The organism is Lutibacter sp., from assembly GCF_041562875.1.
Classification (GTDB): Bacteria; Bacteroidota; Bacteroidia; order Flavobacteriales; family Flavobacteriaceae; genus Lutibacter.
The window spans coordinates 1-21,840 of record NZ_JBFFOE010000006.1 but is presented as its reverse complement, the minus strand read 5'-3'; the positions used below and the strand labels follow the sequence as shown (position 1 = coordinate 21,840).

The 21,840-nt window shown below is 30.4% G+C and carries 21 protein-coding genes, 1 tRNA gene and 1 pseudogene; 15 read left to right on the top strand and 8 right to left on the bottom strand.

The features are described from left to right. Positions 1-45: 45 nt before the first annotated feature. From ABY863_RS01840 to ABY863_RS01810, 7 genes are all read right to left on the bottom strand, one after another. Positions 46-1,560, bottom strand: coding sequence for a DUF3570 domain-containing protein (locus ABY863_RS01840; protein ID WP_372792552.1), 1,515 nt, complete (start codon positions 1,558-1,560; stop codon positions 46-48). A 13-nt stretch (positions 1,561-1,573) separates the two neighbouring features. After that, a complete protein-coding gene (locus tag ABY863_RS01835; RefSeq protein WP_372792551.1) occupies positions 1,574-1,786 on the bottom strand; it encodes a DUF4266 domain-containing protein in 213 nt (70 codons plus the stop codon). Next, complete coding sequence (locus tag ABY863_RS01830; RefSeq protein WP_372792550.1) at positions 1,783-2,766, bottom strand: FAD:protein FMN transferase; 984 nt, start codon at positions 2,764-2,766, stop codon at positions 1,783-1,785. Before ABY863_RS01830 ends, ABY863_RS01835 begins: the two co-directional genes overlap by 4 nt. Further along, the gene (locus tag ABY863_RS01825) at positions 2,766-3,203 is read right to left on the bottom strand and encodes a thioredoxin family protein (RefSeq protein WP_372792549.1); all 438 of its coding nucleotides are present in this window, start codon (positions 3,201-3,203) and stop codon (positions 2,766-2,768) included. Before ABY863_RS01825 ends, ABY863_RS01830 begins: the two co-directional genes overlap by 1 nt. Positions 3,204-3,306: 103 nt before the next feature. Beyond that, positions 3,307-3,993, bottom strand: a complete 687-nt coding sequence (locus tag ABY863_RS01820; protein ID WP_372792548.1) for an RluA family pseudouridine synthase — start codon at positions 3,991-3,993, stop codon at positions 3,307-3,309. A 1-nt stretch (position 3,994) separates the two neighbouring features. Continuing rightward, positions 3,995-4,606, bottom strand: a complete 612-nt coding sequence (yihA, locus tag ABY863_RS01815) for a ribosome biogenesis GTP-binding protein YihA/YsxC (RefSeq protein WP_372792547.1) — start codon at positions 4,604-4,606, stop codon at positions 3,995-3,997. A 5-nt stretch (positions 4,607-4,611) separates the two neighbouring features. Next, on the bottom strand, positions 4,612-5,376 hold the full coding sequence (locus tag ABY863_RS01810; protein ID WP_372792546.1) for an alpha/beta fold hydrolase: 765 nt from the start codon (positions 5,374-5,376) through the stop codon (positions 4,612-4,614). Between the two features lie 209 nt (positions 5,377-5,585). Here ABY863_RS01810 and ABY863_RS01805 point away from each other — a divergent pair, with 209 nt between their 5' ends. The 15 genes from ABY863_RS01805 to ABY863_RS01735 all read left to right on the top strand — a co-directional run bounded on the left by ABY863_RS01805 (position 5,586) and on the right by ABY863_RS01735 (position 21,572). Beyond that, positions 5,586-6,059 carry a division/cell wall cluster transcriptional repressor MraZ gene (locus ABY863_RS01805; RefSeq protein ID WP_372792545.1) on the top strand — a complete coding sequence of 158 codons (474 nt, stop codon included), beginning with the start codon at positions 5,586-5,588 and terminating at the stop codon, positions 6,057-6,059. Further along, the gene (rsmH, locus tag ABY863_RS01800; protein ID WP_372792544.1) at positions 6,046-6,942 is read left to right on the top strand and encodes a 16S rRNA (cytosine(1402)-N(4))-methyltransferase RsmH; all 897 of its coding nucleotides are present in this window, start codon (positions 6,046-6,048) and stop codon (positions 6,940-6,942) included. The genes ABY863_RS01805 and rsmH overlap by 14 nt, the downstream gene beginning before the upstream one ends. Before the next feature lie 8 nt (positions 6,943-6,950). Continuing rightward, positions 6,951-7,274: an FtsL-like putative cell division protein gene (locus ABY863_RS01795; protein WP_372792592.1), complete on the top strand. Its 324-nt coding sequence runs from the start codon at positions 6,951-6,953 to the stop codon at positions 7,272-7,274. After that, complete coding sequence (locus tag ABY863_RS01790; protein WP_372792543.1) at positions 7,275-9,266, top strand: penicillin-binding protein; 1,992 nt, start codon at positions 7,275-7,277, stop codon at positions 9,264-9,266. Continuing rightward, on the top strand, positions 9,267-10,730 hold the full coding sequence (locus ABY863_RS01785) for a UDP-N-acetylmuramoyl-L-alanyl-D-glutamate--2,6-diaminopimelate ligase (protein ID WP_372792542.1): 1,464 nt from the start codon (positions 9,267-9,269) through the stop codon (positions 10,728-10,730). A gap of 3 nt (positions 10,731-10,733) precedes the next feature. Then, positions 10,734-11,960: a phospho-N-acetylmuramoyl-pentapeptide-transferase gene (mraY, locus tag ABY863_RS01780; RefSeq protein WP_372792541.1), complete on the top strand. Its 1,227-nt coding sequence runs from the start codon at positions 10,734-10,736 to the stop codon at positions 11,958-11,960. After that, positions 11,961-13,292, top strand: coding sequence for a UDP-N-acetylmuramoyl-L-alanine--D-glutamate ligase (gene murD / locus ABY863_RS01775; RefSeq protein WP_372792540.1), 1,332 nt, complete (start codon positions 11,961-11,963; stop codon positions 13,290-13,292). It begins immediately after the preceding gene. Further along, entirely contained in the window at positions 13,293-14,483 is a 1,191-nt protein-coding gene (locus ABY863_RS01770; RefSeq protein ID WP_372792539.1) for an FtsW/RodA/SpoVE family cell cycle protein, read from the top strand. Next, entirely contained in the window at positions 14,467-15,561 is a 1,095-nt protein-coding gene (murG, locus tag ABY863_RS01765; protein ID WP_372792538.1) for an undecaprenyldiphospho-muramoylpentapeptide beta-N-acetylglucosaminyltransferase, read from the top strand. Before ABY863_RS01770 ends, murG begins: the two co-directional genes overlap by 17 nt. Position 15,562: 1 nt before the next feature. After that, positions 15,563-16,909: a UDP-N-acetylmuramate--L-alanine ligase gene (gene murC, locus ABY863_RS01760; protein ID WP_372792537.1), complete on the top strand. Its 1,347-nt coding sequence runs from the start codon at positions 15,563-15,565 to the stop codon at positions 16,907-16,909. Then, positions 16,899-17,621, top strand: a complete 723-nt coding sequence (locus ABY863_RS01755) for a cell division protein FtsQ/DivIB (protein WP_372792536.1) — start codon at positions 16,899-16,901, stop codon at positions 17,619-17,621. Before murC ends, ABY863_RS01755 begins: the two co-directional genes overlap by 11 nt. Before the next feature lie 3 nt (positions 17,622-17,624). Next, on the top strand, positions 17,625-18,953 hold the full coding sequence (gene ftsA, locus ABY863_RS01750) for a cell division protein FtsA (RefSeq protein ID WP_372792535.1): 1,329 nt from the start codon (positions 17,625-17,627) through the stop codon (positions 18,951-18,953). Positions 18,954-18,988: 35 nt separating this feature from the next. After that, positions 18,989-20,908 (top strand): cell division protein FtsZ, encoded by a 1,920-nt coding sequence (gene ftsZ / locus ABY863_RS01745; protein WP_372792534.1) that lies wholly within the window; start codon positions 18,989-18,991, stop codon positions 20,906-20,908. A gap of 126 nt (positions 20,909-21,034) precedes the next feature. After that, positions 21,035-21,484, top strand: coding sequence for a GatB/YqeY domain-containing protein (locus ABY863_RS01740; RefSeq protein WP_372792533.1), 450 nt, complete (start codon positions 21,035-21,037; stop codon positions 21,482-21,484). Positions 21,485-21,498: 14 nt separating this feature from the next. Beyond that, positions 21,499-21,572: transfer RNA gene (locus tag ABY863_RS01735), tRNA-Arg, on the top strand. Positions 21,573-21,650: 78 nt separating this feature from the next. On the opposite strand, the pseudogene ABY863_RS01730 reads toward ABY863_RS01735, so the two are convergent. Then, a pseudogene (locus ABY863_RS01730) lies at positions 21,651-21,840 on the bottom strand (ribulose-phosphate 3-epimerase); the annotation flags it as partial.

The following is a 21,840-nucleotide window of genomic DNA, read 5'->3' as shown; positions in this document are numbered from 1 at the left end:
TAATACAATTTAAACTTCGACAAGCTCAGTTTGACAATGTTATTGTTAATCCATCACAAACTTTAATCCTGCCGAAATTATACCAGCCTTAAGTCCAGTATTTCTTTTGTAGGAATTGTATTTTAGATCAATACTTTTTAATCCTAATTTCCAAATGTGGCTTTTCGTAAAGATATCTGTATAAGAAAAACCAACCCCAATTTGATTTGTATTAAATTTTGATAAATCATAATCTGAAGTGTAAAATTCTTCAGTTGAAATATGTTGCTCAAAAGGCGCAAAATAATCTGCAGCTGTTTGAGTATAATATCTATAAGATGGGTAAAAAGTAAACTTATCAGAAATTTTAATAGGTAATTCAATTTCTGCTGTTGAAGATTTTACTCCCCAATCATCATAGTAGTAACGGAAATAAGTTCTTAGTGTTACAACTTCATTTATATACTGGTTAAAGCGTATACCAATAGGTAATTTTAATCGTGAATTTGGTAAGCGCTCAATATCATCTGCTAATTGAAAAACATTGGTATTTGTTGGAGAAGTATAATTTGGGATACTTGATGCATTTCCAATATAGTAATTATCTCTATCGGCAAAATAAACACGCTGCATAGGATTTCCCAACCAACCATCTTGTTGAACCAAATCGAAAAACAGTGAAACTTGTATTTTTTTGCTTAAAATTTGAGAGAAGCTAACAGAAAGCGAATAGGTATTTCGGGAGTTATTGTCTACAAGTGTTGTATTAATTGGGCTCCAAACATTTGTTCCATTTTTGTCAATTACATTTCCACTTTGGTTTAAGATATCAACTCCACTAAAAAAACCATTATTTAAATTTTGATTGGCTGTTAAATATGAATGTATTTCTGTTGGATATCTAGGATTCCAAGTATCTAAATACACATTAGCTTTTAAACCAATTTCCGTATTTTTTTCATTAAAAAGTTTTGTTAAGCCACCACCAATACCAATAGATGTATAATCAAACTCTTTTGCGAAACTTGCATTTGCATCTAAAATAGTATTTCTATTATCTGAAGAATGACTGTAGTTAAAAGTGCCATTTACCCAGACATCTGATTTTGATGCACCTGTTGATTCATACCAAGGGCTAGCGCCACCAGATGATAGTGTACTATTGGATGCGACTGCGCTTGAAGCGCCAGAAGTAGCAGCTATAGGGTTTCCATTTTTATTAGAACTTTTATCATGATCACTTTCACCATTTTCATAGAAAACGAGACCACTTCCGTTTGCATCAAAAGGATTTAAATTACTTGAAGATGCTGAAGTATATGCAGAAATAGTTGCGTCAATTGTAAAAACATCATCATCATTTAATGGAATGGAAACTGTAAAATTGGTGGCTAAATCGGTTAGCTTTTCGGTGCCAATTCCACCAGTAACAGATGCATTATCACCATCTTGTGAATAAAAACTAGATAGAATGTCAACTTCAGCGGTTTCTAAAACTCTTTTTTTATATTCTGTATTTGTAGTTTGTGAAAAACTCACTAAAGAGTTAAACAAAACAACTACAATTATTATTTTTTTCATTTTTAGTCTTCTATTAATTACAACCACAACCACCACCTGATTTTCCGCCATTTGCCCCAGAGGCAGCTTCTCTATAAACTTGGAAACTTGTTACAAATTTATTCGATTTTTTAGCCGATAATAGCATATCTGGGTCGTTTAAATATACTTTTTCATATTCTTTAACAGCAACACATGAAGTTGTTAAAGAGCCTATTAACAGTAGTAATCCTATTTTTTTTATCATAATTTGTTAATATTAATATGTTCAGATGTGTGAATTTTACCTTGATCATCAATTATTATACATTCTATATTTTTTAGTTGATTTATTCTGTTTAAACCAACTTCAGTTCCCATTACAAAAACCGATGTTGATAAAGCGTCTGCTAGTTCTGCTTTTGGAGCAAAAACAGTAACACTTAAAATACCTGATGTTGGATACCCAGTTCTTGGATCTATAATATGTGAATATCTAGTGGAATTTAAAGTCACATATTTTTCATAATTTCCAGAAGTTACAACTGCACCATTTGTGATTGGTAAAAGTGCAAAAGCCGTATTTTTATTCATAGGATTTGTAATTGCCACTTTCCAATCTTCTCCACTTGGTTGTTTTCCCCAAGTATTCATATCGCCAGAAGCATTAATAATTCCAGCAGTTACACCTTTTGAAATTAATAATTTTTTAGCTTCATCAGCTGCGTAGCCTTTGCCAATGGCTCCAAAACCAATTTTCATTCCTTTTAGTTTCAAAAAAACAGTTTCATTTTCTTCATTAAGAATAATATTTTGATAGCCAACTTTGGAAACAGAGTTGTTAATTTCATCTTCAGAAGGCATTGATTTCATACTTCCATCAAACTTCCAAATTTTATCCATAGAAGCATAACTTATATCAAAAGCACCATCAGTTAGTTTTGAAATTGCTAATGAACGTTGAATTAGATTAAACAATTCGGTAGAAACTTTTATAGGTTTAATACCTGCATTTCTATTTATTTCTGAAGTTTGAGAATTAATATCCCATGATGAAATTATTTTTTCAATTCTTGAAATTTCATTAATTGCAAGATTAATATAGTTACTTGCTTCAATAGAATCATTGGCAACAACAGATATATCAAATCTACTACCCATTAACTTCAACGTTTTTCTGTGAAGTTGTTGAGCGTTTGTATAAGATGATACAAATAAAATAGAGAGTAAAAAGAAATATTTATTCATTACTTTTTAAATGAATTAAGTAATTTAATATATTCAGAAGGACTTATTTTTTTATAGCCAGTGTTACCTAAAAGCTTTGCTTTTTTGTCTAAAACAGCTACAAATGGAAAATAACCTTGTAGGTTGTATTTTTCCATAAGTTGATTGTTTTGTTGTTGTTGAAAATCACTTAGTTCATTTTTTTTCTTTCTTGGAAAATCAGCAAGAAGCATTACAAAATTCTTTTCAGAATAGGTTTTAAATTCTTCAGTACTCCAAATTTCTTTATTTAACTTTATGCAAGGAGCGCACCAATCAGACCCTTGGAAGACCAAAATTATAGGTTGATTTTTTTTAGTAGCAATTTTTTTTGCTTCATTAAAATCTGTTACCCAATTTTGAGCAGAGAGTATGAAGATTGAAAAAAAGAATAAAACGGATACTATTGTTTTTCGCATAATTTTAAACGTATTAATGAATTATAATGATGTAACAATGGTAATGAAGAAAACCCTACTTCAAAAGTGCTAAATATTTATATAATAAAATGTTAAATTATTATCAATTACAAGCATCCCAAATAGGGTCTTTTGGGGTTGAAGCAATAATAGAAATAGGTTCTTTAGTTACAGGATGGATGAATTCAATTTTACGAGCATGTAAATGTATACTTGCATCTTTATTGCTTCGGTCAAAACCATATTTTAAATCGCCTTTTATAGGTGAGCCTATAGCAGTTAGCTGACATCTAATTTGGTGGTGTCTACCTGTTTCTAAATCAACTTCTAATAAATGATAATTATCTAAAGATTTCAATAATTTATAATGAAGAATAGCTTTTTTACTTCCTTCAATTTCAGAAGAATAGGAAGTTGATTTGTTGTTTTTCGGATTCTTTTTTAGAAATCCTCTAAGAGTATCAGTATTTTTAACGGGTTTGTTTTTTACAACTGCCCAATAAGTTTTGTTAACAGTTTTATCGCGTAACATTTTATTAAAACGCTCTAATGATTTTGATGTTTTTGCAAAAACAACAATACCAGTTGTTGGTCTGTCCAATCTGTGAACTACGCCTAAAAAAACATTGCCAGGCTTATTATATTTTACTTTAATATACTCTTTAACAATTTCACTTAAAGGAGTGTCTCCAGTTTTATCACCTTGAACAATGTCACCCGATTGTTTGTTAATAATAATAAGGTGGTTGTCTTCAAACAATACAGCTAAATTATTTATGGTTGAAGCCATTTTATGAATTATTTTCTAATCCCTTATTTATGCCATCAATAAATTCTAAAATTTCTTCTCTACCAGTGGCGTTACTCGCAGAAGAAACAAAGTGTTGAGGCATAGTTTCCCATATTGTTTCGGTCATGGTTTTACTATAAATTTGAACATTTCTATTCAATTCTGATAATTTAACCTTGTCTGCTTTGGTAAAAATTATACAAAATGGGATTCCATTTTCGCCTAAAAATTCCATAAACTCCAAATCAATTTTTTGAGGTTCATGTCTACAATCTATTAAAACAAAAGTACAAATTAGTTGCTCCCGTTGCAAAAAGTAGTTTTTTATAAAACTTTGAAATGTTTGCTTTATCGTTTTTGAAACTTTTGCATATCCATAGCCTGGTAAATCAACTAAAAACCAAGTGTTATTTATTTTAAAATGATTTATAAGTTGTGTTTTTCCTGGTCTTCCAGATATTTTTGCTAACTTATTTCTATCAGTTAGCATATTAATTAACGAAGATTTTCCAACGTTAGAACGACCTATAAAAGCATATTCAGGAAGTTGTTCTTTTGGACATTTGGAAACATCAGAATTACTAATTACAAAATCAGCTGTTTTAATTTTCATTATTTTTATAAGTTTCGTTCTGTTAACCAATTTTCAAGAATTTGATTGAACTCTTCAGGGTGCTCCATCATTGGTGTATGGCCACATTTGTCAATCCAATATAATTTAGCATCTGGTAGTAATTTTTCAAAATCAACAGCAACTTCAGGAGGAGTTACTGTGTCATTTTTTCCCCAAATTATGCATGCAGGTGTATGCATAGCGGGCAAATCTTTTGCCATATTATGCCGAATAGCACTTTTAGCAATAGCCAATGTTTTAATAACTCTACTTCTGTCATTTACAGAAGCGTAAACTTCATCAATAATTTCTTTTGTAGCTATTTTTGGGTCGTAAAAAACTTCTTCAGTTTTAGCTTTTATATATTCATAGTTACCTCTCTTAGGGTATGTATCGCCCATAGATTTTTCATACAAGCCAGAGCTTCCAGTCAAAACAATACCTTTTACATTTTTTAAATTAAATTTGGTAAAGTACAATGCAATATGCCCACCTAATGAGTTTCCAAGTAAAATAGCATTATCAATTTTTTTAAAAGCCATAAATTCTTTTAAAAATTTAGAAATGTTTTTAACATTTGTTTTTAAAAGTGGTAAGGAATATATTGGTAACTCAGGGATAATTACTTTATACCCTTTGGTTGAAAAATAGTTTAAAACGCCATCAAAATTACTTAATGCACCCATGAGTCCATGAAGCACAATTATTGGTTCACCTTCACCAGCTTCAATATAACTAAATTTCCCTTCTTTTATAAGAGTATTGCTCATTTAATGTTGAATTTAAAACTAATTACAAAGGTAGTTTTTTTTTCTAAAATACGATTTTTTTATAAACGATAGTAATTTAAATTCTAAGTACTTGTTTTTCAAAAATATAGTGTAAAAAACAGGCTAAGTGTTAAAAGTTATCAACATAGTGGGTAAAAGTGGTTTTTTGTGGGAAAAAATTTATATTTTTGAATACACTAAAAATCAAAATGGTAAATCTAATAGGTACATATGAATGTAAAGCCGATGCTAAAGGAAGATTAATACTTTCTTCAGCATTAAAAAAACAGCTTTCGCCAATACTTCAAGATGGATTTGTGTTAAAACGATCTGTTTTTCAACCGTGTTTGGAGTTGTACCCAATGTCTGAGTGGAATATTTTGATGGCGAAGGTAAACAAGCTGAACAGATTTGTTAAAAAGAATAATGACTTTATCAGGCGCTTTACTGCTGGTGTAAAAATTATTGAATTAGATAGTTCAGGCAGATTATTAATACCAAAAGATTTACAATCTTTCGCTGGAATTACAAAAAATGTGGTGTTTTCTTCAGCAGTTAACATTGTTGAAGTTTGGGATAAAGATAATTATGAAAAAGCTATTGATGATGCAACGGGTGATTTTGGAGATTTGGCTGAAGAAGTAATGGGTAATGTAATAGAAAACGAAAATGGAATATCATAATCCGGTTTTATTAAAAGAAAGTGTTGATGGTTTAAATATTAAACCTAACGGTGTATATGTTGATGTTACTTTTGGTGGCGGAGGTCACTCAAGAGAGATATTAAGTAGATTAAATGAGCATGGAAAATTGTTAGCATTTGATCAAGATGAAGATGCAAAACGAAATATGATTGATGATGAACGTTTTACGTTGATTCCTCAAAATTTTAGATTTATTAAAAGGTATTTACGTTTTTATGGTGTTAAAAAAGTAGACGGTGTTTTGGCAGATTTAGGGGTTTCTTCACATCAGTTTGATGAGGCTGAACGTGGTTTTTCTACAAGATTTGATGCTGATTTGGACATGAGAATGAATCAAGCAGATGAATTATCAGCTTTTCAGGTGATTAACTTTTATGATGAAGAAAAATTAAGCGATGTTTTGTTTCAATATGGAGAATTAAGAAATGCTAGAGCTATTGCTAAAAAAATTGTTGAAGCAAGGTCTGAAAAGAAAATTAAAACAAGTTTTGAATTAAAAGAGGTTTTAAGTGAATTTGTGCCAAAGGCAGTTGAGCATAAAATATTAGCTCAAATTTTTCAAGGAATAAGAATTGAAGTAAATCAAGAAATAGAAGCACTTAAAGAATTTTTATTACAAGTGCCTGAAATATTAAATAAAGAAGGAAGATTGAGTGTTATTTCTTATCATTCTTTAGAAGATAGGTTGGTGAAGCGATTTATGATTAATGGGTTGTTTGATGGAGAGCCTGAAAAAGATTTTTATGGAAATATAAGTGTTCCGTTGAAAAAAGTAGGGAAAATGATTGTTCCATCATTTCAAGAAATTAAGATAAATAATAGAGCAAGAAGCGCAAAATTGAGAATTGCAACCCTAAAATAATGGCTAATATTAAAGAAAATATTTACCATGTATTAAAAGGGAACTTCTTAGTAAGTAATGATTCTTTTAAAAATTGGCGTTTTATATTATTTATGGTTTTGCTAATGATGCTAATGATTGCAAGCTCACACAGTTCTGATAAAAAAGTGATGGAAATTGCAAAACTTAGTAAGAAAATTAAAGAATTAAGATCTGAATTTGTTGATACTCGATCAATTTCTATGAAATTAAAATTAGAATCAACAATTAAAAATAAGGTTTTAGATTTGGAATTAAAGCCAAGTGAAACCCCACCCCAGGTAATAAGAGTAACTGTAAAAAAACAAGAATAATTGGCTGCTACAAAAAAAAACATATTGAATAAGTTGTATGTTGTGCTTGTGTTTATTACGCTGTTTTTGTTGGCAATAATCTTAAGACTTTCTGATATTCAAATTGCTGAAGGAGAAAAATACAGAAGTTTATCTGAACACCTGACTCTTAGAAATGATACAATTTTTGCAAATAGAGGAAATGTATTTTCAGCTGATGGTAGTTTATTAGCTACTTCAATGTCGCAATATGAAATTAGAATGGATGCTTTTACGGTTGATTCTAAAGTATTTGAAAAAGAGATTAGAAATTTAGCTAAAGAATTATCTAAAATGCTTGGGAAATCAGATTCTCACTGGGAACAAAAGATTAGAAAAGCACGAAATAATAAAAATAGATACTTATTTATTACCCGAAAATTAGGGTATAACGATTATATAAAAATTAAGAGTTTCCCTATTTTTAATTTAGGAATGTATAAAGGAGGTTTTATAGCTGAACAATCTACCGTTAGAGCACATCCTTTAGGGAGAGTTGCTGAGAGAACAATTGGTTATGATGATTATAGAGGTGCTCCTGGAATAGAAGGTGCCTATAGAAACTATTTAAATGGAAAGCACGGTTGGCGGTTAAAGCAAAAAATTGCACAAGGACAATGGAAACCAATTAATGACAATAACGAAAGAGAGCCTGTTGATGGTAAAGATATTGTAACAACAATTGATGTAAACATACAAGATATTGCTCATCATTCTTTATTGAGACAATTAGAATTTTACAATGCAGAGCATGGCTGTGTGGTTGTAATGGAAACTAAAACAGGAGAAATTAAGGCTATTTCAAATTTAGGTAGGAGTTCTGAAGGTAAATATTACGAAAAAAGGAATTATGCAGTTTATGAATCCCATGAACCTGGTTCTGCTTTTAAAGTAATGTCTTTGGTAACAGCCTTAGAATCTGGTGTTATAGACACAAGCACAGTTGTTGATACGGGTGAAGGGAAATATAGAATGTATGGAAGAGATATTAATGATTCTCATAGAGGTGGTTATGGGAAAATTTCAGCGGCAAGAGCATTAGAAGTTTCGTCAAATATTGCTTTTGCAAGGTTAATTGAAGAAGGTTTTGGAAAGGAACCTGAAAAATTTATCAATATTTTAAAAGGAATGCACTTAAATGATAAGCTAAATTTAGCTATAAAAGGAGAAGGGAAGCCAGTAATACCTTCGCCTGGAGATGAAATATGGAGTAAAAATGCATTGCCTTCCATTGCTTATGGTTATAATTTAAAATTAACTCCATTACAAACACTTACATTTTACAATGCAATAGCAAATAACGGGGAAATGTTAAAACCTAAATTTGTAAAAGAAATTCGTACTTGGGATAAACATGTAGAGCATTTCGAGAAAGAAGTAATAGACTCTGAAATTTGTTCAAAAGAAACAATTAAGAAGGTTCAAGAAATTCTAAAAAATGTTGTGATTCGTGGAACTGGACAAAAATTGTACGATGAAAATTTTTCAATGGCGGGTAAAACTGGTACTGCAAGAACGGAATATGGTAATTATGCAGAATGGATTAAAGAAAAAAAATATATTTCATCGTTTACTGGCTATTTTCCTGCGGAAGACCCAATGTATTCGTGTATTGTAGTTATTCATAAACCTGATACAAAAACTGGTTTTTATGGTGCAGATGTTTCTGGCCCAGTTTTTAAAGATATTGCTCAAAAAATATATACCTCAAATCACATAATTAATACCATAGATAACAGCACTCCAAATTTTGCAAGTATTAAAAATAATTTTGATTCTTATTACACTGAATCTAATAAGGAATTTATTTCAATCCCGAATGTTAAAGGAATGGCGGCTATGGACGCCATTTCTTTACTTGAAAATATAGGGTTGAAAGTAAATTTAAACGGAGAAGGAAAAGTACAAGATCAATCTATAAATGCAGGAGAAATATTAATAAAAGGAACCACTATAGTTTTAAATTTAATTTAATTGAAGGTACTAAAAAACATATTGTATAAAGTTTCTGTTAATGCCATACATGGCAGTACAGATAAATTGGTAAATGCTATAGCTTTTGATTCACGAGAAGTGCAACAAAATAGTTTGTTTGTTGCTCAAAAGGGATTGTTGTTTAATGGGCATCAATTTATTAACAAGGCAATTGAGATAGGTGCTACGGTAATTGTTTGTGAAGAATTACCTGAAAATTTAATTCAAAACATAACCTATATTCAAGTTGAAGATTCTAATAGTGCATTGGCTATTATAGCTTCAAATTTTTATGATAACCCTTCTTCAAAATTGAAATTAGTAGGAATTACGGGTACAAACGGAAAAACCACCATTGCCACTTTACTACATAATTTATTTCAAAAAGCAGGTTATAAAGCAGGTTTGTTATCTACAGTAAAAATTTTGGTGGATACAATTCAATATAATGCAACACACACTACACCAAATTCGGTTTTAATAAATAAGTACCTGAATGAAATGGTTGAATTAGGAGTCGATTATTGCTTTATGGAAGTAAGTTCTCATGGAATTCAACAAAAAAGAACTGAAGGATTACAATTTGCAGGTGGAGTTTTTACCAATTTAACACACGATCATTTAGATTATCATAAAACTTTCGCAACATACAGAGATGTGAAAAAATCGTTTTTTGATTCGTTACCTAAATCTGCCTTTGCTTTGGTAAATATCGATGATAAAAACGGAGCAGTAATGCTTCAAAATACAATAGCAAATAAACAGTCTTATGCTTTAAAAACAATGGCTGATTTTAAAGTCAGAATTTTAGAAAATCAATTTTCAGGCTTGTTGTTAACAATAAATAATAAAGAAGTTTGGACAAAATTAATAGGAAGTTTTAACGCATATAATTTAGCAGCTGTTTATGGTGTTGCAAATTTATTAGGTTTAGATTCAACAGAAACCTTAACCCATATTAGTGAATTAGAAAGCGTAAGTGGAAGATTTCAACACTTTATTTCAAAAGGTGGTGTAACTGCAATAATTGATTATGCGCACACACCTGATGCATTAAAAAATGTATTGGAAACAATTAATGATATTAGAACAGGAAACGAACAAGTAATAACCGTTGTGGGATGCGGTGGCGATAGAGATAAAGCTAAGCGGCCTGTTATGGGACGTTTAGCATCTCAATTAAGTACTCAAGTAATTTTCACTTCTGATAATCCAAGAAGTGAAAATCCGCAAACAATTATTGAAGAAATAGAAGTAGGTGTAGAGCCTCAAAATTTCAAGAAAACAGTGTCAATTTTAGATAGAGAACAAGCAATTAAAGCCGCAACAAAATTCGCGAAAAAAGGTGATATTATTTTAATTGCAGGGAAAGGTCATGAAACATATCAGGAAGTGAAAGGAATTCGATCACATTTTGATGATTATGAGAAAATAACAGAATTACTAATAGCTATAGAAAGTTAAACCATGTTATATTATTTATTTCAATATTTAGAAAGTCATTACAATTTAACGGGCGCAGGATTGTTTCAATACATTTCGTTTAGATCTGCCTTAGCTTTTATTGTTTCTTTACTTTTTTCAACAATTTATGGTAAACAAATTATTAATTTTTTACAGCGTAAACAAGTAGGAGAGTCTGTAAGAGATTTAGGTTTAGAAGGGCAAGCTGAAAAAGCGGGAACACCAACTATGGGAGGTGTCATTATTATTTTAGCAACTCTTATTCCAGTCTTTTTATTTGCGAAAATAGATAACATTTATATTGTAATACTTATTGTTACCACTTTATGGATGGGAGCAATTGGTTTTATAGATGATTATATTAAAATATTTAAAAAAAATAAAGCAGGTTTAAAAGGAAGATTCAAAATTTTAGGTCAAGTTACTTTAGGAATTTTTGTTGGAGCTATGTTGTACTTTCATCCAAGTGTTACTATGAAAGAAAAATTACCAGTAAAATATCAATATGTAACCGAAAATGGGACACCTGTATTATTTGCTGATGCTAAAAAATCTACTAAAACTACCATACCATTTTTAAAAAATAACGAATTAGATTATGCAGATGCTCTTGGCTTTTTAGGAAATGGATTTAAAGATTATGCATGGTTAATTTTTATTCCAATTGTAATTTTTATTATAACTGCAGTATCAAACGGCGCTAATTTAACAGATGGTATTGATGGTTTAGCTGCTGGTTCTTCAGCAATAATAGTCTTAACTCTGGGGATTTTTGCTTGGGTATCAGGAAATATCATTTTCGCTAATTATTTGGATGTAATGTACATACCCAACTCAGGTGAAATGACCATTTTTATAGCAGCCTTTGTGGGTGCTTTAATTGGGTTTTTATGGTATAATACTTATCCAGCTCAAGTTTTTATGGGAGACACAGGAAGCTTAACCATAGGTGGTATTATTGCCGTTTTGGCTATTTCGGTTCGTAAAGAATTGTTAATTCCAATTTTGGCAGGCGTCTTTTTTATTGAAACGTTATCGGTGATATTGCAAGTGAGTTATTTTAAATATTCTAAAAATAAATATGGTGAAGGGAGGCGAATTTTTAAAATGTCGCCGTTGCATCATCACTATCAAAAATCAGGTTATCATGAAAGTAAGATTGTAACTCGTTTTTGGATTATTGGAATTATGTTGGCAGTTTTTACAATAGTAACTCTAAAGTTACGATAGATGAAATTAGTTATTCTTGGTGCAGGCGAAAGTGGTGTTGGAACCGCAATTTTAGGGAAGCAGAAAGGATATGAAGTATTTGTTTCTGAGAAGGGAACAATAGCAAAAAAATATAAAGAAGTTCTTTTAAATAATGACATTTCTTTTGAAGAAGGGAATCATACAGAAGCTAAAATTTTTGACGCTGATGTGGTAATGAAAAGTCCAGGAATTCCTGATTCAGTTTCATTAATAACAACATTAAAACAAAAAGGGATTTCTGTAATTTCTGAAATTGAATTTGCTTCAAAATATACAAACGGAGTTATTGTTGGGATTACGGGTTCAAACGGAAAAACCACCACAACAATGCTGGTAAATCATATTTTGAAAAAAGCAGGTTTAGATGTCAGTATGGGTGGAAATATTGGTAAAAGTTTTGCGCAACAAGTGGCAGAAAAAAAAACTGATATTCATGTGCTAGAGTTAAGTAGTTTTCAATTAGATGGTATTCAAAATTTTGCGCCACATATTGCAATAATTACGAACATAACACCTGATCATTTAGATAGGTATGATTATAAATTTGAGAATTATGTAAACTCAAAATTTAAAATTACAGAAAATCAAACAGAAGATGATTTTTTGATTTATGATTTTGATGATGTAGTAATAAACAATTGGTTAAAAAATAATAAAGTAAATGCCACTTTATTGCCTTTTTCATTAGAAAATGAATTGGAACAAGGTGTGTATTTAAAAGACGAACAAATAATAATGAATTATAAAACAGAACAAAAAATAATGGAGATTTCAACTTTAGCTTTAAAAGGTAAACACAATACAAAAAATGCAATGGCAGCAGCTATGGCGGCTTCATTGTTAAAAGTTAGAAAAGACACTATTAGAGAAAGTTTAGAAGATTTTGAAGGTGCTGAACATAGACTTGAATCTGTATTGAAAATTAATGGTGTGCATTACATAAATGATTCTAAAGCAACCAATGTAAATGCAACATTTTACGCATTAGATTGCATGCAATCTCCAACTGTTTGGATTGTTGGGGGAGTTGATAAAGGGAATGATTATTTAGATTTAATGCCGTTAGTTCGTGAAAAAGTGAAAGCGATTATTTGTTTAGGTGTTGATAATCAGAAAATTGTAAACACTTTTTATAATGTAATTGATTTAATAGTTGAAACTGCAGGTGCTGAGGAAGCTGTAAAAGTAGCATATAAAATTGCAGAAAAAGGAGATACTGTATTACTATCTCCAGCTTGTGCAAGTTTTGATTTATTTGAAAATTATGAAGATAGAGGTAATAAATTTAAACAAGCAGTTAGAGAATTGTAAATGAAGAATATCCTTAAAAATATTGAAGGTGATCGAGCAATTTGGGCAATAGTTTCTGTTTTAGCTATTTTGTCTTTTTTGCCTGTTTATAGTGCAAGTACCAATTTGGTTTATGTAGTAAATAATGGTACTCCAACTTTTCATTTATTTAAACATGCCTTTTTATTGTTATGCGGATTTTTAATTATTTATGGGGTTCATAAACTTCCATATAGATATTTTAGTGGAGGCTCGGTTTTAATGATTCCTCTAGTCATATTATTGCTAATTTATACACTTACACAAGGAACTACTATTGGAGGTTCAAATGCAAGTCGTTGGATTCAAATTCCGTTTATTGGTGTTGGTTTTCAAACATCAACATTGGCAGGCTTAGTAATTATGGTTTATGTTGCTCGTTATTTAGCTCGTAATAAGGATAATAAAGTAACTTTTAAAGAAAGCATTTTTCAATTATGGTTACCTATAGCTATTATTCTAGCACTAATTTTACCAGCAAATTTCTCAACAACGGCCATTAGTTTTGTTATGGTATTGTTGTTGGCTTTTATAGGAGGGTATCCTTTTAAGTATATTTTATACGTTTTGGGAATAGGGGTGTTAGCATTAACTCTATTTGTAATCATTGCAAAAGCCTTTCCAGATGTAATGCCTAACAGAGTTGATACTTGGATTAGTAGAGTTGAAAATTTTTCTGATAAAAATGTTGAAGAAGGATATCAAGTTGAAAAAGCCAAAATTGCTATTGCTAGTGGTGGTTTACAAGGAAGAGGCCCTGGAAAAAGTATTCAGAAAAATTTTTTACCACAATCTTCATCCGATTTTATTTTTGCCATTATTGTTGAAGAATATGGGTTAGTTGGAGCCTCAGTTGTAATACTTTTGTATTTTATGTTGTTGTTTAGAATTGTAATGGCAGCCAAAAAAGCAACCAGCGTATTTGCAACATTACTTATTATTGGAGTTGGTTTACCTATCATTTTTCAGGCATTAATAAATATGGCAGTAGCAGTTAATTTATTTCCTGTAACAGGGCAAACTTTGCCATTAATTAGTAGTGGAGGTACATCAATTTGGATGACTTGCTTTGCAATTGGTATTATTTTAAGTGTAACTGCTGATAAAGAAAAAATTGACAGCTCAGAAAATGAAGATAACCCTTTAGATATTTTACATGAAGCAATCGGTTAATATTATATTAAGTGGCGGTGGAACTGGCGGGCATATTTACCCAGCTGTTTCAATAGCAAATGAGCTAAAGGAGAAATATCCCGATGCAAAATTTTTATTTGTAGGAGCGAAAGATAGAATGGAAATGGAAAAAGTTCCTCAAGCGGGTTATGAGATTATAGGTTTATGGATTTCTGGATTGCAAAGAAAGTTAACAATAAAAAATTTAGCATTTCCTTTCAAATTATTTAGTAGTTTTTTTAATGCATATAAAATAATCAAAAAATTTAAACCAACAATTGTGATTGGTACTGGAGGTTTTGCAAGTGGACCAACATTGTTTATGGCAAATAGATTAGGTGTGAAAACGGTGATTCAAGAGCAAAATTCATATCCGGGAATAACCAATAAATTACTAAGTAAAAAGGCGCATAAAATTTGTGTTGCATATGATGGTTTAGAACGTTTTTTCCCAGTTGGTAAAATTATAAAAACAGGAAATCCGGTTCGTCAAGATTTATTGGATATTGATAGCAAAAGAGAACAAGCGCTAAAATATTTCAATTTAGATATTCATAAAAAAACATTGGTAATTATTGGAGGGAGTTTGGGAGCAAGAGCAGTTAATAATTTAATTGAAAAACACATTAACTGGCTGGTTTCAAATAAGGTAGAGTTAATTTGGCAAACAGGAAAGTTGTATTATGATGAGTTTAAAAAGTATGATGAATTAGAAGGTGTACAAACTTATGCTTTTTTAAACAGAATGGATTTAACCTATGCTGCAGCTGATATTTTAATTAGCAGAGCAGGAGCAAGTTCAATTTCTGAATTATGTATTGTAGGAAAGCCTGTGATATTTATTCCATCGCCAAATGTAGCCGAAGATCATCAAACTAAAAATGCATTAGCTGTTGTGAATGATAATGCGGCATTGTTATTAAAAGAATCTGAATTAGAAATGTTTCAAACCATGTTTAAAGAATTGCTGGAGAATGAAAAGTTACAAGAAACATTAAGTGAAAATATTAAAAAATTAGCATTGCCAAATGCAACAAAGGATATAGTGAAAGAAATTGAAAAATTAATAATTAGTTAATTTGAATTTAGAAAAGATACATAACGTCTATTTTATTGGTATTGGAGGAATCGGTATGAGTGCTATTGCAAACTATTTTAAAAGCAATGGTAATAATGTAGCTGGTTATGATAAAGTTTCAACTGAAATTACAAAATCACTTCAAAATATTGGGATTGAAATTCATTTTGAAGATTCAGTAAATTTAATTCCTTCAGCATTTAATAATAATCAAAACACATTGGTAGTATATACTCCAGCAGTTTCTAAAAATCATTCAGAATTAAATTATTTTTCAGAAAATGATTTTAAAATATTAAAACGTTCAGAAATATTAGGAGAAATAACTAAAAACACAAATTGTTTGGCTGTTGCAGGTACTCACGGCAAAACAACAACTACAACAATTTTAGGACATATTTTAAAAGAAGCCAATGTAAATGCAACATCATTTTTAGGTGGAATTTCAGAAAATTATAATTCTAATTTAATTTTAGGAGGAAGCGAAATTTCAGTAGTAGAAGCTGATGAGTTTGATAGATCATTTTTAAAACTTTCACCAAATATTGCTTGTATTACTTCAATGGATGCTGATCATTTAGATATTTATGGGAGTCATTCAGAATTAGAAAAATCATTTAGAGATTTTGCAGCTAAAGTTTCTAATACATTGATAGTTAAAAAAGGGTTACCTATAGAAGGGTTAACATATGGGATTAATGAAGATGCAGACTATGATGCTAAGAATTTAAAAATTGAAGGCGGAGCTTATGTTTTTGATGTACAAACGCCTTCAGAATATATTAAAAATATAAAAATAAACTTACCAGGAAAACATAATGTGCTAAATGCAATGGCGGCTTTGGCAATGGCAAATAATTTTGGAATATCATTACAAGTCATTGCTAAAGCTTTACTATCATTTAAAGGGGTTAAAAGACGATTTTCTTATAAAATTAATACTGAGAACCTAGTTTTAATTGATGATTATGCGCATCATCCAACTGAAATAAATGCAGTTGTAGATTCAGTACAAGAAATGTATCCTTCAAAAAAAGTATTAGGAATTTTTCAACCTCATTTATACAGTAGAACAAGAGATTTTATTGATGATTTTGCTGCAAGTTTGTCTCGTTTTGACGAATTAATTTTATTAGATATTTATCCAGCAAGAGAAACACCAATTGAAGGAGTAACCTCTCAGTGGTTATTAAGTAAAATTTCATTAAAAAATAAGTGTATTTCTTCAAAAGAAAAATTAGTTGAGAACGTTTTAAAATCAAAAGCCCAAGTAATAGTGATGATTGGAGCTGGAGATATAGGTGAATTAGTTGATATAATTAAAAACAATTTGAAAGTTGAAAATTAATTGGAATTTCATAAAAGGTACTTTATTACTTGCATTAGTAGTGTTTTTGTATGGTTTTTCTATCAACAAAAATAGTAGTATTGAAGTACGTGAAATAATGATTGAATTTGAGGAAGGAAATAACCTTTTTATGAATGATCAAATAGTTAATAAATTGTTAATACAAAATGGCAGAACAGTTAAAAACCAAGCGAAATCTGTCATAGATTTACATTTATTAGAGGCGAATGTACTATCACACCCCATGGTAGAAGATGTAGCTGTTTTTTTAACTGTTGACGGTTTGTTAAAAGCTAAAATAAAGCAACGAACACCTATTGCCAGAGTGCTATCAAATACAAAGAGCTATTACATTGATAAACAAGCAAAAGTAATGCCTTTATCAGAAAATCATTCGGCTAGAGTATTGTTGGTTTCTGGAGATATTAAGGAAGCGAATATTCCTGAAATTCATATTTTGGTAACAACAATCTTAAAAGATGAATTTTTGAAAATGCAATTAACAAGCATACAAAAAATGCCGAATAATGAGTATGTTTTGAATACACGAGTGGGTGATCAGAAAATATTTATAGGAAAAATTGAAGATTTGAATCAAAAATTTAAAAATTTGGAATCATTTTTCAAAAAAACAATGACTGATAAAACGATAGATAATTACATATCAATAAATTTAAAATACAGCAATCAAGTTGTGTGTACAAAAAAGTAAATTATGGAACACGATGATATTTCAGTAGGACTAGACATAGGAACAACAAAAATTGTTGCTATGATTGGACGTAGAAATGAATATGGGAAAATTGAGTTGCTTGGAATTGGGAAGGCAAAAAGCTTAGGTGTGCACAGAGGTGTTGTAAATAATATTACACAAACTATACAGTCAATTCAAATGGCTGTTGATGAAGCTATTGCGGTTTCTGGAATTAAAATTACTGAAGCTGTTGTTGGTATTGCAGGTCAGCATATAAGAAGCTTACAACATAGTGACTATATTACGCGTCCAAATTCTGAAGACGTAATTTGTGATGAGGATATAGAAAAACTTGAAAAACAGGTTTATAAATTGGTTATGCTGCCAGGAGAAGAAATAATCCATGTATTGCCTCAAGAATTTAAAGTTGATGGTCAGGCTGAAATTACACAACCAGTAGGTATGTATGGCGGTCGATTAGAAGCTAATTTCCATGTAGTTGTTGGTCAGGTTTCTTCCATAAGAAATGTTGGGCGTTGCATAAAAAGTGCAGGGTTAAATTTGGCAGGTATTACTTTAGAACCTTTAGCATCAGCAGAAGCAGTTTTAAGCAATGAAGAAAAAGAAGCAGGTGTAGCGTTAATTGACATTGGTGGAGGAACTACAGATTTGGCAATTTTTAAAAATGGTATTATTCGTCATACGGCAGTAATCCCATTTGGTGGAAATGTAATAACAGAAGATATTAAAGAAGGCTGTTCAATTATTGAAAAACAAGCCGAATTATTAAAAACAAAATTTGGTTCAGCTTGGCCTGGGGAAAACAAAGAAAACGAAATTGTTTCTATTCCGGGGTTGAGAGGTAGAGATCCAAAAGAAATTACACTAAAAAACTTATCAAAAATAATTCATGCACGTGTTTTAGAAATTATTGAACAAGTGTTTTTAGAAATTAAAAACTATGGACATGAAGAGCCTAAGAAAAAATTAATTGCGGGTATTGTTTTAACAGGTGGTGGAGCCGAATTAAAACATATAAAACAATTAGTTGAATATATTACAGGAATGGATACAAGAATTGGATATCCAAATGAAAATTTAGCCGGTGATTCTGATGAAAGTTTGTCAAGTCCACAATATGCAACAGCAGTAGGACTATTAATGAATGGTTTAAACAAAATTGAGAAAAATAGACTAAAAATTTCTCAACAAGTAAAGGTGGAATCTTCAAAAGGAGACAATGCAGACAAAGAAACCAATGAGGAAGTGGGAAAAGTTGAAGAACCTAAAAAATCAATTTTTGAAAAATGGGGAGATAAGTTTAGAGACTTTTTAGATAATGCAGAGTAAGTAAAAAAATTAAGAAAAGACCAAATAAACAGATTATGAGCAGTTCAGATTTCAACAACATTTCATTCGATTTACCAAAAAATCAGTCCAACGTTATTAAAGTAATAGGAGTTGGAGGTGGCGGTAGTAATGCCGTAAATCATATGTACGCACAAGGTATAGACGGGGTTGATTTTGTTGTTTGTAATACCGATGCTCAGGCATTACAGAACAGTCCAATTCCAACAAAAATTCAATTAGGAATTTCATTAACAGAAGGATTGGGAGCTGGTGCAAATCCAGAAGTTGGTGAACAAGCAGCAATAGAAAGCATCCAAGATATAAAAGACATGTTGTCGACTAATGCTAAAATGGTATTTATCACTGTTGGTATGGGTGGTGGAACAGGTACTGGTGCCGCTCCTGTTATTGCTAAAGTTGCGCGTGAATTAGATTTATTAACTATTGGAATAGTTACAATACCTTTTTCTTTTGAAGGTAAAATGCGTACTGAACAAGCTCAAAAAGGAATTGAAAAATTACGTGGGTATGTAGATTCATTAGTTGTAATTAATAATAATAAATTGAGAGAAGTTTATGGGAATCTTGGTTTTAAAGCTGGATTTTCAAAAGCAGATGAAGTATTGTCTACCGCTTCTCGTGGAATAGCTGAAGTAATTACACATCACTACACTCAAAATATTGATTTAAGAGATGCAAAAACCGTACTATCTAATAGTGGAACTGCAATTATGGGATCTGCAATAGCTTCAGGTACAAATAGATCTCAAGAAGCAATTTCTAAAGCTTTAGACTCTCCTTTATTAAATGACAATAAAATAACAGGAGCTAAAAATGTCTTACTATTAATTGTTTCTGGTACCGATGAGATTACAATTGATGAAATAGGTGAGATAAACGAATATATTCAGTCTGAAGCAAAAACAGATGTAAATACAACCGATGTTAATATTATCATGGGTGTTGGCGAAGATGAATCTTTGGGGAATGCTATTTCAGTTACTATAGTAGCAACAGGATTTAACAAAGATCAACAACATGAGATTTCAAATACTGAAGCTAAAAAAATAATTCATACACTGGGTGATGATCAAGAAGCAACATTCGATTTTTTAGAAAAAAGAATTGATAGTCCATTAAAAAAACAAGCTTTCAATCCAATTGATAAAACTCCTGTTGTTGAAGATAAAATTGTTTTTGATTTAGGTGATGAAATAGAAACAGCATTTGAAATTATTCCAACTACTGAATTTATTAAAAATATTGATGTTGTTTATGAAGAGATTTCTTTAGAAACTATTGAAGATTTTGTAATAACTTCAATAATTTCAGAAAAAGTAGAAGAGCCAGAACAAATTTATGAAGAAGAAAATCAAATTTCTTTAACATTTGATTTGCCAATTGCTGAAATTAACAAGAAACCTAAATTTGAAGAGCCTAAAGTTAATATTAACACTATTGATGTTTTTGATTATCAAGTTTTAAAACCAATAAAGGAAGTAAATGAAGATGTATATTTCTCTTTAGAAGATTATACTGAATTAGAAAATAATTTAGCGAAAGCTTCTAAGCCAAGTTTAGTTAAAGAAAAAGTTAATGAAGATTTGAATTTTACGGTAAGGTCTGTACCCAAAATTGAAATAGATATTAAAAATCAAGAAGTTATAGATCATAAAGAAATTAACCCTTTGGAATTAACTATTGATGAATTGCAAAAAAGAGCAGCACATCGAAGAGAAGAAATGAGGAATTTTAATTATAAATTTGTAAATAGAGTAAATAAAAATATTGATGAAATAGAAAAAGAGCCAGCATATAAACGAATGGGAGTTCAATTAAATGAAACCTCACATTCTTCTGAAATTACTCAATCTAGAACTACATTACAGATTGATGAGAATGATGAAATACAATTTCGCTCAAATAATTCATTTCTACATGATAATGTAGATTAAAACTTAGCCCAAAGATGAGTACCCTTAGATTAATTTTCTAAGTTTTGGACTCGAAAATCTTTATAAAAATTAAAGGTTTTCGGGTTCTTTTTTTTTATCTTCGCACTACTATAAAAACATTAAAGTATGAGTTTACAACAAGAATTAATGATGAAATTGAAGGATGCTATGAAGGCAAAAGATGTTATAGCTTTAGAATCTTTAAGAGCTATTAAATCTGAAATATTATTAGCTCAAACAAAAGAAGGTGCCTCAAGTGAATTGACCAAAGAAGAAGAAATTAAGTTACTTCAAAAATTAGTTAAACAACGAAAAGATAGCGCTACAATTTATAAAGAACAAGGTAGAGACGATTTAGCAGAACCAGAATTAGCTCAAATAGCAATTATTTCTCAATTTTTACCTGAGCAAATGAGTACTGAGGATTTAAAAAAAGTGATTTCTGAAATTATGGATTCAGTAGGAGCTACATCAATTAAAGATATGGGGAAAGTTATGGGATTGGCTTCAAAAAAATTAGAAGGAAAAGCTGATGGTAAGGCAATTTCCACAGCTGTAAAAGAACTTCTAGGGTAGTTAAAATAAAATTAGGCCTCGTGGCGCAACTGAATAGCGCACTGGATTTCGGCTCCAGCGGTTACAGGTTTGAATCCTGTCGGGGTCACAAACATAAAAAAAGCAAGTTAAAAATTATTTTAACTTGCTTTTTTATATTTTAATACTCAAAATTTATAAATACGAATTATTTAGGAGATACTAAATTTTTTAAATTCATAATAGTTTCAGTAGGATTTTCACTTTTAAAAACAAAACTTCCAGCAACAAAGGCATTTGCACCTACTTCAGAAAGTTTTTCTATGTTTTGGTCAGTTACTCCACCATCAACTTCAATTAATGCATTTGAACCAGAATATTCTATAAGGTTTTTAAGT

Coding starts and splice junctions, on each gene's coding strand:
- ABY863_RS01840 (WP_372792552.1), bottom strand. CDS start 1,560: ATGAAAAAAATAATAATTGTAGTTGTTTTGTTTAACTCTTTAGTGAGT.
- ABY863_RS01820 (WP_372792548.1), bottom strand. CDS start 3,993: ATGGCTTCAACCATAAATAATTTAGCTGTATTGTTTGAAGACAACCAC.
- mraY (WP_372792541.1), top strand. CDS start 10,734: ATGTTATATTATTTATTTCAATATTTAGAAAGTCATTACAATTTAACG.
- ABY863_RS01805 (WP_372792545.1), top strand. CDS start 5,586: ATGGTAAATCTAATAGGTACATATGAATGTAAAGCCGATGCTAAAGGA.
- ABY863_RS01810 (WP_372792546.1), bottom strand. CDS start 5,376: ATGAGCAATACTCTTATAAAAGAAGGGAAATTTAGTTATATTGAAGCT.
- rsmH (WP_372792544.1), top strand. CDS start 6,046: ATGGAATATCATAATCCGGTTTTATTAAAAGAAAGTGTTGATGGTTTA.
- murD (WP_372792540.1), top strand. CDS start 11,961: ATGAAATTAGTTATTCTTGGTGCAGGCGAAAGTGGTGTTGGAACCGCA.
- ABY863_RS01830 (WP_372792550.1), bottom strand. CDS start 2,766: ATGAATAAATATTTCTTTTTACTCTCTATTTTATTTGTATCATCTTAT.
- yihA (WP_372792547.1), bottom strand. CDS start 4,606: ATGAAAATTAAAACAGCTGATTTTGTAATTAGTAATTCTGATGTTTCC.
- ABY863_RS01825 (WP_372792549.1), bottom strand. CDS start 3,203: ATGCGAAAAACAATAGTATCCGTTTTATTCTTTTTTTCAATCTTCATA.
- ftsA (WP_372792535.1), top strand. CDS start 17,625: ATGGAACACGATGATATTTCAGTAGGACTAGACATAGGAACAACAAAA.
- ftsZ (WP_372792534.1), top strand. CDS start 18,989: ATGAGCAGTTCAGATTTCAACAACATTTCATTCGATTTACCAAAAAAT.
- murG (WP_372792538.1), top strand. CDS start 14,467: ATGAAGCAATCGGTTAATATTATATTAAGTGGCGGTGGAACTGGCGGG.
- ABY863_RS01740 (WP_372792533.1), top strand. CDS start 21,035: ATGAGTTTACAACAAGAATTAATGATGAAATTGAAGGATGCTATGAAG.
- ABY863_RS01835 (WP_372792551.1), bottom strand. CDS start 1,786: ATGATAAAAAAAATAGGATTACTACTGTTAATAGGCTCTTTAACAACT.
- ABY863_RS01770 (WP_372792539.1), top strand. CDS start 13,293: ATGAAGAATATCCTTAAAAATATTGAAGGTGATCGAGCAATTTGGGCA.